A 14501-nucleotide genomic window follows, 5' to 3' on the forward strand; every position below is an offset into this window, starting at 1 on the left:
GCGGGCGCCGGCTTTTTCCTGCATGCCGGACGCCAGGAAACAGCGGCTCAGGGCCGCACACCCTCCCAGGCGTTCTGCAGCAAGGCACGAATCGCATCACGCGCCAGCGGGCGCGGATTGGGATACTGGTTTTGCAGCGCGTGCGCGCAGGCCACATCGAGGTCCGATTCCTTCATGCCGATGTCGCGCAGCGCGACCGGTGCGCCGTTGTCGCGCGCGAGGTCGAACACGGCCTGCGCCGCATTGCTTCCGCCCAATGCCTTCGCGATGCGCGCCATGGCGTCGGGGGCGGCCGCCGCGTTATAGGCCAGCGCATGCGGCAGCACGATGGTGTGCGTCTCCGCATGCGGCAGGTTGAAGCTGCCGCCCAGCGTGTGGCACAGCTTGTGGTGCAGCGCCATGCCGACGTTGCCGAGCACGGTGCCGCAGAGCCAGGCGCCGTAGAGCGCGTCGCTGCGCGCGCCCGCATCCTCTGCAAAGGCGCGGATCGCGGGCAGCGCACGGCCCAGTGCGGCGATGCCCTCCTGCGCCATCAGGTCCATGATCGGATTCGCATCCGTGGCGTAGAGACCTTCGGCCGCATGCGCGATGGCATTGATGCCGCTCGTCACGCTCATGCCCACGGGTAAGGTCAGCGAGAGCTCGGGGTCGTAGATCACGGTGCGCGGCAGCACCTTGAAGTCCTTGCCGGTCTTCTTCATGCCGGCTTCGGTGATGCCGTAGATCGGCGTCATCTCGGAGCCCGCGTAGGTGGTCGGTATCGCGAGGATCGGCAGGCCCGAGTCGAGCGCGATGGCTTTGCCCAGGCCCGTGGTCGAACCGCCGCCGATGGCCACGGCGCAGTCGGCGCCCAGGCGTTGTGCCACCTCCCTTGCTTCGCGCGCGGTCTCGATGGGCACGTGCATCACGGCCCGGTCGAACACGCCAGCCGCGTGCGCGCCCAGCATGTCGGCGATGCGCTCGGCCTGCGGGCGCTGCTCGGGCGTGGAGAGCACCAGTGCGCGGCGCGCGCCGAGTGCATCGATCTCGCGCGCCAGGTGTTGGAGCGATCCCGCACCGAAGACCACGCGCTGGGGAACGCTGTTGTAGACGAAGGATTGGACGGACATCGCGGGCTCTCTCCTTGGGGCAGCGCACGGGCATTTCCGGCGCAGGGTACGACGCCGCGAGTTTCCCCGCGGCGCGCAGTCCGTTCAACCGCGCGGGCGGAAAGGAGTTTTCCGCTCAGCGCGAGCGCGAGAAGTCGCTGTCGTTGCCGCCGGTTCTGGGGGATGGCGGAAAGGCTTCACGCCGTCGCCTCGTCGAGGCAGGTAGCGGCCGTCCAGCCGTAGAGCCATTCGAGCGCGTCGTAGAAGCGTTCTTGCGGACGGCCTTTCCACATGCTGTTGCGTACCAGGCGCTCCACGCCCTTGGCGTGATAGATGCGGCCCATCTCGCGCGCCGACAGCACCACGCGCGCGGTGCGTGCGACGCGGGAGCGTTCGTACAGCGCGAGTGCGCGCGGCCAGTCACCGCCTTCGCGGCGCAGCGCGAGGCCCAGCGTCACCGCGTCTTCGCAGGCCGTGCAGGCGCCCTGCGCGAGGTACTGCACCATCGGGTGCGCCGCATCGCCCAGCAGCGTCGCGCGGCCGAAGGTCCATTGCTCGATGGGGTTGCGGTCGGCCGTCGAATAGCGCTTCCACGCCTTCGGAATGCGCAGCAGTTGCTGCACCTGCTCGCAGGTCGCGCGGAAGTAGCGCTGCACCTCCGCCGGGTCGCCGTCCATCGAGCCCCATTCTTCGGGCTGGTCGCTGTGGAAGGTGACTGCGATGTTGAACTTGTCGCCACCCTTGAGCGGGTAGTGCACCAGGTGGCAGTTGGGGCCGACCCAGATGCAGGGCGCGGTGAAGCGCAACGCCTCGGGAAATTCGGCCGTGTCGACCACTGCGCGGAACACGACGTGGCCCGACACGCGGATGCCGTCGCCCACGTACTGCTGCCGCACCGCCGAGCGCACGCCGTCGCAGCCGATCACGGCCTGGCCTTCGTGCCGGCCGCCCTGCGCGTCGATGAGCGTCACGCCGTGGTCGTCCTGCTCGATGTGCACCACCTTGGTCGAGGTCAGGAACTCGATGCCTTCGGTCGTCTGCTTCACGCCTTCGAGCAGCGCGCCGTGGATGTCGGCGCGGTGGATCACCGCATAGGGGTTGCCGAAGCGCGCGCGGAACTGGTCCGACAGCGAAATGCTCGCCACGCGCTTCGCATCGATGGCATCGAACATCACCATCTCTTCGGTGTAGACCGCCTTGGCACGCAGGTGCTCGCCCACGCCAAGTGCGTCGCAGGCCGCGAAGGCGTTGGGGCTCAGCTGGATGCCGGCGCCGATCTCGCCGATCTGCCCGGCCTGTTCGATCACCTTCACGCGGTAACCCTCGCGCACCAGGGCCAACGCGGCGGCGAGGCCGCCGATGCCACCGCCGGCCACGAGCACGGGGCGGGTGTCTTTCTGCGTGCTCATGTCACTTCAAGCCGAAGAGCTTGCGGGCGTTGTCGCGACCAATCTTTTGCCGGTCGTTCTCGCTGATCTCGCATTTATCGAACCAGCGGGCCGCGTCCTCGTGCTTCTCGAATGGGTAGTCGACCGAATACATGATGCGGTCCGAGCCCACCTCGAGCATCGTCGAGAGCAGCGTCGGTGTGCGGAAGTTGCCGCTGGTGGTGATGTGCACGTTGCTGCGCAGGTACTCGCCGATCTCCTTGTCGCAGGGCATGCCGCGGCGGCCCTTGCGCAGGATGTGGTCGACGCGCCAGATGTTGAACGGAATGCCTTCGCCGAAGTGGCCGAGGATCATCTGCAGCGCCGGGTGGCGGTCGAACATGCCGCTGGACATGAGGCGCAGCGCGTGGATCGCAGTTTCCATCGCGAAGGCCCAGGTCGGGCCGGTGAGCCAGTGCGCGCCGTCGTAGATCGGTTCGCGGCTCGGCAGCGGATCGCGCGGGTGCATGTAGAACGGCTTCTTCAGCGCGGCGGCAGCGATCCAGAAATCGTTGAAGCGCGCATCGTCGTAGTAGACGACGGTGTTCTCGTCGCCCACCTGCGAGAAGCCGTTGACCAGGAAGCCGTGAAAGCCCAGCTGTTTCACGCAGCGCTCCAGCTCGCGCGCGGCGGCTTCGGGGTCCTGCATGGGCAGCGCGGCGAATCCGCCGAAGCGCGCGGGGTGGCGCTTGACCTGCTCGGCCAGCACATCGTTGGCGCGCTGCGCCACCTCGATGGCGCGCTTCGCATCGGGAATGCCTTGCACCGCCGGCGAGTTGAGCGAGAGGATCGAGAACTCGGTGCCCCACTCGTCCATCTGCGCGAGGCGCTGCTGCTCGAAGTCGAGCAGGTTGCTCTTGAGACCCTGCCACACCTCGGGGCGGGCGTAGACCTGCGAGTCGGCGATCGTGAGGTCGATCGCGAAATGCTCTTCCAGAGCGATTTTGTTTTTCATGGGGTTCATTGGGAAATCACTCCGGTTTGATGTTGAGTTTGTCCAGCACGTCCTGCCAGGTCTTGCGGTCGTCGGCGATGTAGCGCGCCAGTTGTTCGGGAGTGCCGGGGCGCGGATACGTGCCGAGTTCGCGCGACTTGGCCACCACATCGGGCAGCAGCAGCGCCTCGTTCATGTCCTTGTTGAGCTTGGCGAGCACGAGCGGATCGACGCCCTTCTTCGCGATCACCGCGAACCAGCCATGCGCCACCGCGCCGGGCACGGTCTTGCTCGCGAGCGGGAACGACTCCAGCCCGGCCTCGACGCGATCGCCCATGCTGGCCAGCACGCGCATGCGCCCGCCCTGCACGTTGCCCGCGACCACGTTGTAGGTCTCGACCATCATCTGGGTCTGACCGCCGAGCGTGGCCTGCATGGCCTGTGCGCCGCCGGGGTAGTGCACTTCGAGGAACTGCGCGCCGGACTGCAGGCCGAGCAGCGCGGAGGCCAGGTGCGGCGCCGTGCCGCGGCCGTTGTCGGCCACCTCGATGCCCTGCGGCTTGGCGCGCGCAGCGGCGATGAAGTCGGCCAGCGTCTTGTAGGGCGAGTTCGCAGGCACCGCGAGCATGAAGGGCGCGACGGCTGCGAGCGTGACCGGCACGAAGTCGCGGTTGAATTCGTAGGTCACGCCCTTGATCGTGCTCGGTGCGACGGAAATGGCCGAGCCCTGCACGAAGCCGAAGGTGTAGCCGTCGCTCTGCGCCGCGAGAATGGCGTTCATGCCGATCACGCCGCTGCCGCCGGGCTTGTTGTCGACGATCACACCTTGTCCCCACTTCTCGCCGAGCTTGGCGCCCACATGGCGGATCAGCACATCGGGCGCCGAGCCTGCGGGGAACGGCACGATGAAACGCACGGCCTGCGCCGGCCACTTGGCAGCGGCACTCTGGGCATGCGCCAGAGGCGCTGCCGACAGAAGAGAAAGCATCACCGCGATGGCGCCTCGGCGCGTGGATTCCAGGTTCATGGTCATCTCCGTTTTTGATTGATTATTCAAGCAATTGCGGCGGACTATATACTTGAATAATCAAGCACGTCCAGATGAAAACCCTATCCCCCGATCACGACCTCGAAAAGGCCATCCCGTTCCTTCTTGCACGCGCCGGTGCCCGCATGGGCAACGCCTTTGCGAAGGCGTTGAAACCGTATGGGCTCAGCCTGAGCGAGTGGCGCGTGTGCGCGTCGCTGCAGCACACGCCGCGGCAGACGTTGTCGGAACTGGCGACGCATGCCTCCACCGACCTGTCGGCGCTGTCGCGCATCGTCGACCGGCTGGTGGCGCATGAATTGATGGCACGCGAGAAATGCGACACCGACAAGCGCGCAGTGCGCATCAATTTGACGGAGCGCGGCCTGGCGCTGACGTGCGATCTGATTCCGCTCGCGCAGCACTACGAAGCGGTGGCGACCTCGGACTTCAGCGCGGCCGAGGTGAAGACGCTGCGCGCGATGCTGCTGCGCCTGTACGCCAACGCGACGCCGCTCGCCTGAGCGAGCGGGCGTCTTCTTTCCATCAGGCCGGCGAGACCTGCACCGTCGAGGCCGCGCGGCTCTCGGTGATCGCGAAGCGCACCGGCAGGAAGCGCTCGATCACCGCGCAGTTGGTGCGCGTGTGCTCCGTCACCTCGCTGCAGGTGAATGCAGCGGGCTTGCGGCTCTGCCATGCGGCCAGTGCCATCAGCAGCGCGAGCTGATCGGCCAGGTGCGGACCGATGGCCGCCTCGCTCTTCTGGAACGCGCGCAGCTCCTTCACCAGGCCATGCGCCACCTGCTCGGCACTGAGCGTCTTTTCACCGAAGGCCGTGAACACCTCGGTGACATGCTCATAGGCCAGCGTGGCGATCAGCGCATTGCCGGGGCCTTCGTTCTGCCGCGCCGTGCCGAAGCGCAGTTGCTCGCCGGACCAGCCCATCGCGCCGCCCAGCGTGTCGAGCTCGCGCGTCGGCACATGGCGCGGCAGGCCCGGCGCCAGGCATTCCGCGTAGCTCGACTGCTGCGCACCGCGCGCCATCAGGTCGAAAGGCTGCAGCGCACCCGCGGCCGGCACGATGGTCGCCTCGACCTCGCCGCCACCCGCCGGGTAGAAGCCGCAGCGGCGCAGCATGAGCTGCAGATCGGCACCGAGACGCCGCACCAGAGGCGCGAAGGCACGCTCCAGAAAATGGAACGGCGGCGCCATCGGGTTGTGCGTGCCGCCGCTCAGGTGCACCGTGCTCGGCGCGCCGGCCAGCAGCAGCGGCGGCAGTACGGTCTGCAGCACCAGCATGCAGCTTCCTGCGCTGGCGATCGCAAAGCGGTAGTCACCCGCGCGCACCGGGCCGGGCACGAAGCGCAGCGACTGCGAGCCGAGCTCCGCGCCTTCGACCTGCGCGCCGCTGATCTCGGCTGCGGCCTTCACGCACGCAAGGTGCTGGCGCATCAGGCCGGGCTTGGCGCGGCCCGCGCGGATCTTCTCGATGGCGAGGGGCTGGCCCGTCACCACCGACAGCGCGAGGCTGGTACGCAGGATCTGGCCACCGCCTTCGCCTTGAGAACCGTCGAGTTCGATCATGCGCGGCCTCCTTGGTGTGCGGCCGCGTCGAAGCGCAGCACCGTCTCGTAAAGAAACGCGTCGAGCCCCGCCTCTTCGGCTTGCGGCAGCGGCGTGATCGGCTCGGCCGCGTTGGCCGCCAACTCGGCTTCGATGAACGCATGGATGCCGGGCCAGCGCGGGCTGGTCGCGGCTTCGCCGGCGCGCATCTTCACCTCGAGCAGCGCGTTGATCTCGTCGATCAGCGCAGCGTCGCGCACCGCATCGAGCGTGTGCTGCGCGAGGTCGGCGAAGCGCATCGGCGGCACGCCGGGCTGCGTGCGTATCCAGCGCGCGGCCAGCAACGGGCGCAGCACGTAGAGGTATTTCTTGTAGCGCACCTCGTCGGCCTGCAGGTGCTCGCGGAAGTTCTTCTTCGCCATCGAGCTGTAGTGATGCCACGCGCGGGCGTTCGAGAAAACCGCCTCCGACAGCGCGCGAAAACGCGGCATCGCCACCGCATCGTCGCGGTAAACGATGGGCGAGCGCAGCCACTCGAGCAGCGTCGGGTTCGACTCGCGCATCAGGCCCAGCGCCTTGCGCAGGTCCCAGCCGTTGATGTCGAGGTCGCCACTGATCGGCACCTCGATCACGTCGCGCCGCGGCGTCACCGTGAGATACCACGGCAGGCGGTTCACGTAGATGAAGCGCACGTCGTAGTCGCTGTCGGGCGAGGCAAAGCCCCAACCGCGGCTGCCGGATTCGCAGGCGAAGAGGACGGTCACGTTGTGGCGCTCTTCGATGGCGCGCAGGTTGGCCATGACCTCCTCGCGCATGGCGGGGTCGATCGGGTGGGCGGAGCGGAGGAATTCCTTTTGTTCTTCTTTCTGCATGATTCGAAATCTCGTTGTTGTTTGTCGTTTTGTCAGTCGGTCAGTCGGTCAGTCGGTCAGTCGGTCAGTCGGTCAGTCAATCGTTCAGTCTGTCTGGCTCGCCATCGCCACCGCCAATGTGCGCCGCCGCGGATTCCACACGGTAAAGCACCAGATGCCCCACCACTCCTTGCCGTCGTCGAAGTAGTCGCTCCAGGTGCTGCGTTCGGGTTCGCGCTCCGGATTGCCGACCCAGTCGAGCACGGTGACGTCTTCGTCCGGCAGCAGCCCCGTGCATCGGCAGAAGCGTGGAAACAGTTCCGCCCGTTCGGCTTCGTCAGCAACATGCAGCGTGTACGGCGGATCGCCAAAAGCCTGGCAGAACCATTCGAACCACGAGACCTCCGCGAGATCGCGTGTGTACACGACGCGGTGCAGCGGCGCGAAGCTTTCGGCGGCAATCACCGCCGACGCATCGAGCGGCCTGGCGCGCGCGGCGTCGACATCGAACACAAGGCTCGTGCTCAACTTTGCAGCGAGCGAAGGATCGCGCGCGATCACGTCCTGCCGGTAGCGCTCGGCGAACGCTGCGATGTCATCACACAAGAGGCGCAGCGCTGCGCGATGGTGCACCTCGCCGACGTTGCCGACATCCACAGCGACACCATAGAGAGCGAACTCGAAGCCCGAGCCGACGCGCTGCAGCGTTTCGCGCAGTGCGACCACCTCGGCCTCGTCCTTCAGCGCAAGCACTTGCAGCTTGATCTCCTCGTGGCCTGGCATGTTCTTTTTCATGATTCTTTGCTCCGCAGCCTTTTGCGCTGCTCGACGACATCCAGCATTCGTTGTGCGCGTCCACGCGTCCATCCATCCTTGCGCGTCACCAGCTCGCGAACGCGGGCGATGAATGCGTCATCGGCCCACCGCGCCGCAAGCTGGCAATCATGACGAAATCGCCCCGTCGAAGGCCTTCGGACCAAGGTCTCGAGCAGGATCCCTCGCAGCTCTTCGCGCTCGTTGCCGGACAACTCGCACCGCTTGAGCAGGTGGCACAACCGATCGCGCAAATAGCCGGACCGATGGAACCGTGGGCTCAACGCAAGGTAACGCATCGCGCCTTCGCGCCATGCGCCCTTGCCTTGCAGAATCCCGTCTCGCGCCTCGTCGCTCCACAACGCGAACAACGGACTCTCATAGCGATTGAAGTCTTCCGCGGCCGCTTTCCAGGCGGCCCGTGCGGACGGGGAACCGCCGCGCTTTCCGAAAGCCTCGCTCAAGGAATTCTTCAAGCGCGCCATCTCCGCCTCAGTTTGCCGAATGCATCTTTCGTCGATCTTCATCTTGGCCCTCTCGTGCCGGCCTCGATGGACGGCTTCTTACCCCTTCACGCAAACCACCTGCTTGAGCGTGTAAACCACCTCCACCAGGTCCTTCTGCGCCTCCATCACCGCGTCGATGTCCTTGTAGGCCATCGGAATCTCGTCGATCACATCGGCGTCCTTGCGGCATTCCACCCCTTCCGTCGCGGCGATCTGGTCGGCGACGGTGAAGAGCTTCTTGGCCTTGGTACGGCTCATCTTTCGACCGGCGCCGTGGCTGCAGCTCATGAAGCTCTCGGGGTTGCCCTTTCCGCGCACGATGTAGCTCTTGGCTCCCATGCTTCCGGGGATGATCCCGAGTTCACCGGCCTTCGCGCTCACCGCGCCCTTGCGGGTGATGAGCACGTCTTGCCCGAAGTGCGTCTCGCGGCTCACGTAGTTGTGATGGCAGTTCACCGCTTCCACGTGCGCCTCGAACGGCTTGGCGATGACCTTGCGCGCGGCCGCGACCACGCGCTGCATCATCACTTCGCGGTTCGCACGCGCGAACTTCTGGGCCCAGCCCACCGCGCGCACGTAGTCGCCGAAGTACTGGGCGCCTTCCTCGAAGTACGCCAGGTCCTGGTCGGGCAGGTTGCGCTGGTGCAGCTCTGCGTCCTTCTTCGCGAGTTCGATGAAGTGCGTGCCGATGGCGTTACCCACGCCGCGCGAACCCGAGTGCAGCATGAACCACACCGCGCCCGCTTCGTCGAGGCACACCTCGATGAAGTGGTTACCGGTACCCAGCGTTCCCAGGTGCTTGTGGTTGTTCGTGTTCTTGATGCGCGGGTAGTCCTCGCAGATCAGGTCGAACTCTTCCACCAGCTTGGCCCAGGCGGCGTCGGTTTCATCGGGCGGCGTTTCCCACGAGCCCTTGTCGCGGCCCATGCGCTTGGGGTTCGAGCCGTGCGGCACGGCCTTCTCGATCGCCGAACGCAGCGGGCCCAGGTTGTCGGGCAGGTCGCGCGCGTTGAGCGTGGTCTTGCAGGCCATCATTCCGCAGCCGATGTCCACGCCCACTGCGGCGGGAATGATGGCCTTGAAGGTCGGGATCACCGAACCCACGGTCGCGCCAATGCCGTAATGCACGTCCGGCATGGCCGCGATGTGCTTGAACACGATAGGCAGGCGCGCAGCGTTCTCGAGCTGCTTTTTCGCTTCGTCTTCCACGGGCACGCCGTTCGTCCACATCTTCACGGGGACGCCGTTGGCTACTTCGTGCAGTTTGTAGTTCTGTTCAGTCATATTCTTTCTCGCTCTCTTCTTTTCTCTTCTGCTTTTGTGCAGGCGCTGACGTCAATCTTCTTCGCTGAGTCACTGCACCATTCCGCTTTCGGCGGCCTGGGCATAGCTTTTCAGTTCGTCGTCATCCCGCACGTTGCGGATAAATTCTTCCATTCGCTTCTGCAGTTCTTTGGGCTTTTGCAAATAGCGGCCCTCGTGCCCAATGCCATGCAACGCCGCGACCTGCACCTCGCGGCAAGGCATCGCCAGCATCTCGCAAAACACAAACCACATGGCGTCGCGCCATTCGGGAACATGCTTGGCATTCCAGAACGTGGGCCACACGTCGAACCACATGTAGCAAACAAATCCCAGCCGGTCGCGGCTGCTGCCAATCGACTCGTGCACCTTGCTCAAACGCGGCCCGATGCAGTCGCGCCAGAGGCATGGAAACACCTGCATCATGCGCATTGCCTCAGCCAGAGGCACAGACGGGTCATTGACCATAAGCGGAATATCGCCGGCGTTGTTGCTCATCACAAGGTTCAAGCCCATGCCCACCTGATCGTCGCTGTAGGGGGTCAAATCGGTAGCAGCATTGGCGAATAGCACGGTCTGAATGTGAGTCCACTCCAATGGGGTGGCGGTGAACTCGGGCTCATCCAAGTCCCAATACCATTCCCGCTCGCCCTCTGCGGGCACGGGACGGTCGAACAGATAACGCAGGGCGTTCGCGTACAGCGCTTGATCCAAGCCTATCGACGCGAGTGTCGATGACTGCTGTTGTCGAGTTACCTCCATCCGATACCTCGCAGGCTTCTTGTTGGTCATGGCGTTCCTTCTTCCCTTTTCTATCGCAATTGGTGGACACGGCGGGATTCGAACCCGCATCAATACGGCGACCGTGGTGTTTGAGTCCAGCGGCCCAGTCGACGATTGGAAACGCGCGCCAGTGACAGACCCGTCATCGGAGCCAGCACCTGCATCCTCAACCTTGCTCGTCGACCGACTTGCCCGCCGTACCTGGTCTTACCCAGGCTGCCGGCAATTCAAAACATTTTTGGCAGTGGCGCTCCCTTCTGTGCCTGCGTGCCCAAAACAAAAAAAGAGGTGACCAGGGGCGATGAAACGCTTCATTCCGCCATCCGTTTCCGGACCGGGGCTTGAACCCGGACACCTGGCGAGCATTGCTGCTTGCCGGGTCTGCAGCCGAGGCTGCATGCGTCTACCTGTAGTTCCATCTGCATTCACCTCAAAACAAAAAACAGCGACAAGAATCGACGAAACGTCGTGCTCTACCACTGAGCTACGGTCTTGCGACCGACGGGATTCGAACCCGCGACAACGAGATTAAGAGTCTGTAGTTCCGTCAGCATTCGCTGCAAAAAACAGTGCGACAAGGATGGCAAGACGTAGACCACGCCAGAGAACCGGCGCCGGGATTCGAACCCTGGTCAAACCAGATGTAGTCCTGCCTGCATTCGCACAACAACTTTCATCCCCGTTCGGCGACAAACATTCGATGCGAGGAAGAACATGGTTGGATGTACTCGCATCTGCATTCGCCGAACGACGACGTTCAATTTCTTCGGATCGGGCACCGCGGGCCAAGGCCCACGGCACCCTCTCGCTTCACTCTCAGATCGAAGTCTCTTCGATCACACCCACCCAGTGGTCGGCGCCCAGGCCACCCGCGGCATACACCGCCAGCAGCTTGAACACTTCGTCGCTGAAGCCGCCGATGTTCAGCACATCCTCACGCTCCTGCGCCTGGGTGGTCGCATAAGGCTGGATGTCGATGCACACCAGCCGCGCCTTCGGGTTGCGTTCCTTGAACGCCGCCCATTCCTGCATGGTCGCGGTGCCTCGGCCACGTGCACGGTCGGCCCACGATTCGTTGTCCGACACCAGCACCACCAGATCGGCCTTCGCCTTCTCCTTGTTCAGCAACGCCAGCGGCGCGCTGCACGAGGTACCGCCGCCACCCACCGCCGCCAGCTTGGCCGCGTTGGTCATCACCGAATCGCGCGGGTTCAGCTTGAGCGACACCACCTTCGTTTCGAAGGGCAGCACACGCGCATCCGCATTGCGGCGCAGCACGGCGGCAGCCACCAGCGCGGCCACGTCGATGCAGCGCACCGCCGAGGTCGCAGAACCGCGGTGACCCGTCACCGGCGAGCTCATCGAGCCCGACACGTCGGGGCACACCACCACGCGGCCCTCGAACACCGGCACGTTGGCCAGCGCGAGTTCCATCGCGTCCTGCAGCGCTTCCTTCACCACGTGCGGCACCTCGGCGCCAGTGGCGGTGAAGGCGGCCATCAGCTGGTACGGCAGCACACGCGCCTTGGCCACGGCCTGCGGGTCACGCAGCTTGGCGGCCACCGCCTCGGCGAGGCCCGGCAGTTCGAACACGCCGTGGCGCGCAAAGGTGTTCAGGTTCTGACGCACCATCTGCCACGATCCGCGCTGTGCGATCTGCGCCCAGGCCTGGGCATCCAGCTCCAGCGCGGTCAGCATCTGGAACGGCACATCAGGCACCTCGAGCGAACGGTCGCGCTTGAAGCGCTCGAAGGCCTGCGTCGCCGGAGGCAGTGCCTCCAGCGCATACGGACGATCGATCAGCCATGCGAACCACGCGGCGCGCCATGCTTCGGCGGGCTTGGGGTGAACCATCTTCACCACGTCGGGCAGCGAAGGCGCGTTGCCCACCGAGGCGTTCAGCAGTTGCGCTTCGGTCGCTTCGAGCAGCCATTGCTGCACGAGCTTCTTCGGACGCGTACCGAGCGACTTGCGGCCCACGGCACCCGAACGCAGCATCTGCACGAAGTTGCGCAGCATCTTGCCGTTGTCCACCACGCGGGGGAACACCTTGGCGAGCAGCGACACGTCGCGCACCGCCAGCGTTGCAGCGAGCAGCGCGGGCATGTCCTTCATATGGCCGGCACGGCGTGCGTACACGGCCGTCTTGGCAACGAACACCGGATCGACTTCGCGGGCCAGGGCCAGCACGGCGTCGAGCTGGTCCTGCGCTTGTGCGTAGAAGGTGTTGTTCAGGCAACCGGTCGCGGCGAGTTGCGCCAGCTGGTGCTTGGGCGACAGCGCGTAAGCCACGCCGCCCGCTTCGTTGAGCGTGGTGGCCGAAGGCAGCAGCGCACCGCGCAGGGTCTGGAAGAGTTGAAGGTTGGCCATGTGACTTCTCCTTGTGGGGTTCTTTTTTGTTCGTTCGTTTCTTGAATGTGTGATCCTTATTGCAACGGGTGTGCCAGCACAGGCTAGCTGGCTGGATAAATTCTTCAAGTCATTGATTTAATTGAAATTTTTCTGATATTTCAGTCTAAGCAGGGAGCAATCTTGCAGGGATCAATCGGTATTTCTTATAATTTTTGATAGTCTTTTATCCACGTAATGAAGAAATCTACCGTCGTCATCGGCTTCCTCGGCACCCAGCTCGATGCCGGCCAGGGCGCGGGCCGCTGGAACAAGTGGCGCCCCACCGTCTCGCTCGCGCAGCACGAGGACATGGTCGTCTCGCGCATGGAGTTGCTCTACACGCTGCGCCACAAGACGCTGGCCGAGGTGGTGAAGGCCGACATCGCCAGCGTGTCGCCCGAGACCACCGTCAACCTCGTGCCATTCGACCTCGCGGACCCGTGGGACTTCGGCGAGGTCTACACGCGCCTGTACGACTGGGCGCGCGCCTACACCTTCGACACCGAGCGCGAGCAGTACTGGACCCACATCACCACCGGCACGCACGTCGCGCAGATCTGCATGTTCCTGCTGTCGGAATCGCGCGTGGTGCCCGGTGTGCTTGCGCAGACCTCGCCGCCGAAGAAGCAGCGCGAGGGCGAGGCGGGCAAATGCACGCTGATCGACCTGGACCTCTCGCGCTACGACGTGATCGCGCGGCGCTTCGACGCGGAGCAGCGCGATGCGGTCGCGTTCCTCAAGAGCGGCATCGCCACGCGCAACGCACGCTTCAACGCGCTGATCGACGAGATCGAGCGCGTGGCCGTGCGCTCGCGCGCGCCGATCCTGCTGGTGGGGCCGACCGGCGCGGGCAAGTCGTTCCTGGCGCGGCGCATGTTCGAACTGAAGCAGGCGCGGCACCAGATGACCGGGCCGTTCGTGGAAGTGAACTGCGCCACGCTGCGCGGCGACGGTGCGGCTTCCACCTTGTTCGGCCACAAGAAGGGTTCTTTCACCGGGGCCGCGACTGATCGGCCCGGCCTCCTGCGCACGGCAAACCAGGGCGCGCTGTTCCTCGACGAGATCGGCGAACTCGGGCCCGACGAGCAGGCAATGCTGCTCAAGGCCATCGAGGAGAAGCGCTTCTTCCCCGTGGGCGCGGACAAGGAAGTGGAGAGCGACTTCCAGCTGATCGCCGGCACCAACCGCGACCTGCGCAGCGATGTGGCAGAAGGGCGCTTTCGCGAAGACCTGTTCGCGCGGATCAACCTCTGGACGTATGACCTGCCCGGCCTCGCGCAGCGGCCTGAAGACATCGAGCCGAATGTCGATCACCTGCTGGCCATTCACGCGGCCGAGAACCACCGCGTGGTGCGCTTCAACGCCGAGGCGCGCGCGGCCTACCTGCGGTTTGCGCAAAGCGGCGAGGCGATCTGGAGCGGGAACTTCCGCGATCTGTCGGCGAGCGTGACGCGGCTCGCGACGCTGGCGGACGGCGGGCGGATTCCGGTGGCGCTGGTCGAGGCGGAGATTGCGCGGCTGCGGTGGTTGTGGAAGCGCGGCGGGCCGATGACGGCGGTCAGTGGCGATGTGGATCTGGATGCCTTGCTGGGTGAAGAGCGCGCGACGGCGCTCGACCTGTTCGACAGGCTGCAGCTCGAAGCGGTGGTGCGGGTGTGCTGGCAGGCGCGCAGCTTGTCAGATGCGGGGCGCCAGCTGTTCCAGGCATCGCGCGAGCAACGCAGCGTGGTGAACGATGCGGACCGCCTCCGCAAGTACCTGGCGAAACATGGCATCGAATGGAGTCGCCTCGCCGAGGCCTGAGCTATCCTCCGCG

General features: G+C 65.1%; 13 protein-coding genes. 2 read left to right on the plus strand and 11 right to left on the minus strand.

Going from position 1 to position 14501, the window contains the following annotated elements; all coding sequences use genetic code 11:
• Positions 1-47: 47 nt before the first annotated feature.
• The 4 genes from NU688_RS26015 to NU688_RS26030 form a co-directional block, all read right to left on the minus strand.
• On the minus strand, positions 48-1109 hold the full coding sequence (locus NU688_RS26015; RefSeq protein ID WP_257863736.1) for a maleylacetate reductase: 1062 nt from the start codon (positions 1107-1109) through the stop codon (positions 48-50).
• 176 nt (positions 1110-1285) lie between these two features.
• Positions 1286-2497: a 3-hydroxybenzoate 6-monooxygenase gene (locus NU688_RS26020; RefSeq protein WP_257863737.1), complete on the minus strand. Its 1212-nt coding sequence runs from the start codon at positions 2495-2497 to the stop codon at positions 1286-1288.
• 1 nt (position 2498) lies between these two features.
• The gene (locus tag NU688_RS26025; RefSeq protein WP_257863738.1) at positions 2499-3470 is read right to left on the minus strand and encodes an amidohydrolase family protein; all 972 of its coding nucleotides are present in this window, start codon (positions 3468-3470) and stop codon (positions 2499-2501) included.
• A 16-nt stretch (positions 3471-3486) separates the two neighbouring features.
• The gene (locus NU688_RS26030; RefSeq protein WP_257863740.1) at positions 3487-4476 is read right to left on the minus strand and encodes a tripartite tricarboxylate transporter substrate binding protein; all 990 of its coding nucleotides are present in this window, start codon (positions 4474-4476) and stop codon (positions 3487-3489) included.
• Positions 4477-4550: 74 nt separating this feature from the next.
• Between NU688_RS26030 and NU688_RS26035 the strand changes: the two genes are divergently transcribed.
• Entirely contained in the window at positions 4551-5000 is a 450-nt protein-coding gene (locus NU688_RS26035; RefSeq protein ID WP_257863742.1) for a MarR family winged helix-turn-helix transcriptional regulator, read from the plus strand.
• Between the two features lie 22 nt (positions 5001-5022).
• On the opposite strand, the gene rtcA is transcribed toward NU688_RS26035, so the two are convergent.
• The 7 genes from rtcA to NU688_RS26070 all read right to left on the minus strand — a co-directional run bounded on the left by rtcA (position 5023) and on the right by NU688_RS26070 (position 12664).
• Positions 5023-6060 carry an RNA 3'-terminal phosphate cyclase gene (gene rtcA, locus NU688_RS26040; RefSeq protein ID WP_257863743.1) on the minus strand — a complete coding sequence of 346 codons (1038 nt, stop codon included), beginning with the start codon at positions 6058-6060 and terminating at the stop codon, positions 5023-5025.
• Positions 6057-6911, minus strand: coding sequence for a nucleotidyltransferase domain-containing protein (locus tag NU688_RS26045; protein WP_257863744.1), 855 nt, complete (start codon positions 6909-6911; stop codon positions 6057-6059). The genes rtcA and NU688_RS26045 overlap by 4 nt, the downstream gene beginning before the upstream one ends.
• Positions 6912-6995: 84 nt before the next feature.
• Entirely contained in the window at positions 6996-7685 is a 690-nt protein-coding gene (locus tag NU688_RS26050; RefSeq protein WP_257863745.1) for a hypothetical protein, read from the minus strand.
• Positions 7682-8230 (minus strand): hypothetical protein, encoded by a 549-nt coding sequence (locus NU688_RS26055; RefSeq protein ID WP_257863746.1) that lies wholly within the window; start codon positions 8228-8230, stop codon positions 7682-7684. Before NU688_RS26055 ends, NU688_RS26050 begins: the two co-directional genes overlap by 4 nt.
• Positions 8231-8266: 36 nt before the next feature.
• A complete protein-coding gene (locus tag NU688_RS26060; RefSeq protein WP_257863748.1) occupies positions 8267-9493 on the minus strand; it encodes an RtcB family protein in 1227 nt (408 codons plus the stop codon).
• A 69-nt stretch (positions 9494-9562) separates the two neighbouring features.
• Positions 9563-10303 carry a hypothetical protein gene (locus NU688_RS26065; RefSeq protein ID WP_257863749.1) on the minus strand — a complete coding sequence of 247 codons (741 nt, stop codon included), beginning with the start codon at positions 10301-10303 and terminating at the stop codon, positions 9563-9565.
• A gap of 807 nt (positions 10304-11110) precedes the next feature.
• Positions 11111-12664: an RNA-binding protein gene (locus NU688_RS26070; RefSeq protein WP_257863750.1), complete on the minus strand. Its 1554-nt coding sequence runs from the start codon at positions 12662-12664 to the stop codon at positions 11111-11113.
• Between the two features lie 216 nt (positions 12665-12880).
• Here NU688_RS26070 and rtcR point away from each other — a divergent pair, with 216 nt between their 5' ends.
• On the plus strand, positions 12881-14488 hold the full coding sequence (gene rtcR, locus NU688_RS26075; RefSeq protein WP_257863751.1) for an RNA repair transcriptional activator RtcR: 1608 nt from the start codon (positions 12881-12883) through the stop codon (positions 14486-14488).
• The last annotated feature ends 13 nt before the right edge of the window (positions 14489-14501 follow it).

It is taken from the genome of Variovorax sp. ZS18.2.2, assembly GCF_024701975.1.
In the GTDB taxonomy this organism is placed as follows: domain Bacteria; phylum Pseudomonadota; class Gammaproteobacteria; order Burkholderiales; family Burkholderiaceae_C; genus Variovorax.

What these genes read in the sequence shown, in the direction of transcription:
- NU688_RS26050 (WP_257863745.1), bottom strand. Translation starts at nt 7,685, where the DNA reads ATGAAAAAGAACATGCCAGGCCACGAGGAGATCAAGCTGCAAGTGCTT.
- NU688_RS26035 (WP_257863742.1), top strand. Translation starts at nt 4,551, where the DNA reads ATGAAAACCCTATCCCCCGATCACGACCTCGAAAAGGCCATCCCGTTC.
- NU688_RS26055 (WP_257863746.1), bottom strand. Translation starts at nt 8,230, where the DNA reads ATGAAGATCGACGAAAGATGCATTCGGCAAACTGAGGCGGAGATGGCG.
- NU688_RS26025 (WP_257863738.1), bottom strand. Translation starts at nt 3,470, where the DNA reads ATGAAAAACAAAATCGCTCTGGAAGAGCATTTCGCGATCGACCTCACG.
- NU688_RS26070 (WP_257863750.1), bottom strand. Translation starts at nt 12,664, where the DNA reads ATGGCCAACCTTCAACTCTTCCAGACCCTGCGCGGTGCGCTGCTGCCT.
- NU688_RS26030 (WP_257863740.1), bottom strand. Translation starts at nt 4,476, where the DNA reads ATGAACCTGGAATCCACGCGCCGAGGCGCCATCGCGGTGATGCTTTCT.
- NU688_RS26065 (WP_257863749.1), bottom strand. Translation starts at nt 10,303, where the DNA reads ATGACCAACAAGAAGCCTGCGAGGTATCGGATGGAGGTAACTCGACAA.
- NU688_RS26020 (WP_257863737.1), bottom strand. Translation starts at nt 2,497, where the DNA reads ATGAGCACGCAGAAAGACACCCGCCCCGTGCTCGTGGCCGGCGGTGGC.
- NU688_RS26060 (WP_257863748.1), bottom strand. Translation starts at nt 9,493, where the DNA reads ATGACTGAACAGAACTACAAACTGCACGAAGTAGCCAACGGCGTCCCC.
- rtcR (WP_257863751.1), top strand. Translation starts at nt 12,881, where the DNA reads ATGAAGAAATCTACCGTCGTCATCGGCTTCCTCGGCACCCAGCTCGAT.
- NU688_RS26045 (WP_257863744.1), bottom strand. Translation starts at nt 6,911, where the DNA reads ATGCAGAAAGAAGAACAAAAGGAATTCCTCCGCTCCGCCCACCCGATC.
- rtcA (WP_257863743.1), bottom strand. Translation starts at nt 6,060, where the DNA reads ATGATCGAACTCGACGGTTCTCAAGGCGAAGGCGGTGGCCAGATCCTG.
- NU688_RS26015 (WP_257863736.1), bottom strand. Translation starts at nt 1,109, where the DNA reads ATGTCCGTCCAATCCTTCGTCTACAACAGCGTTCCCCAGCGCGTGGTC.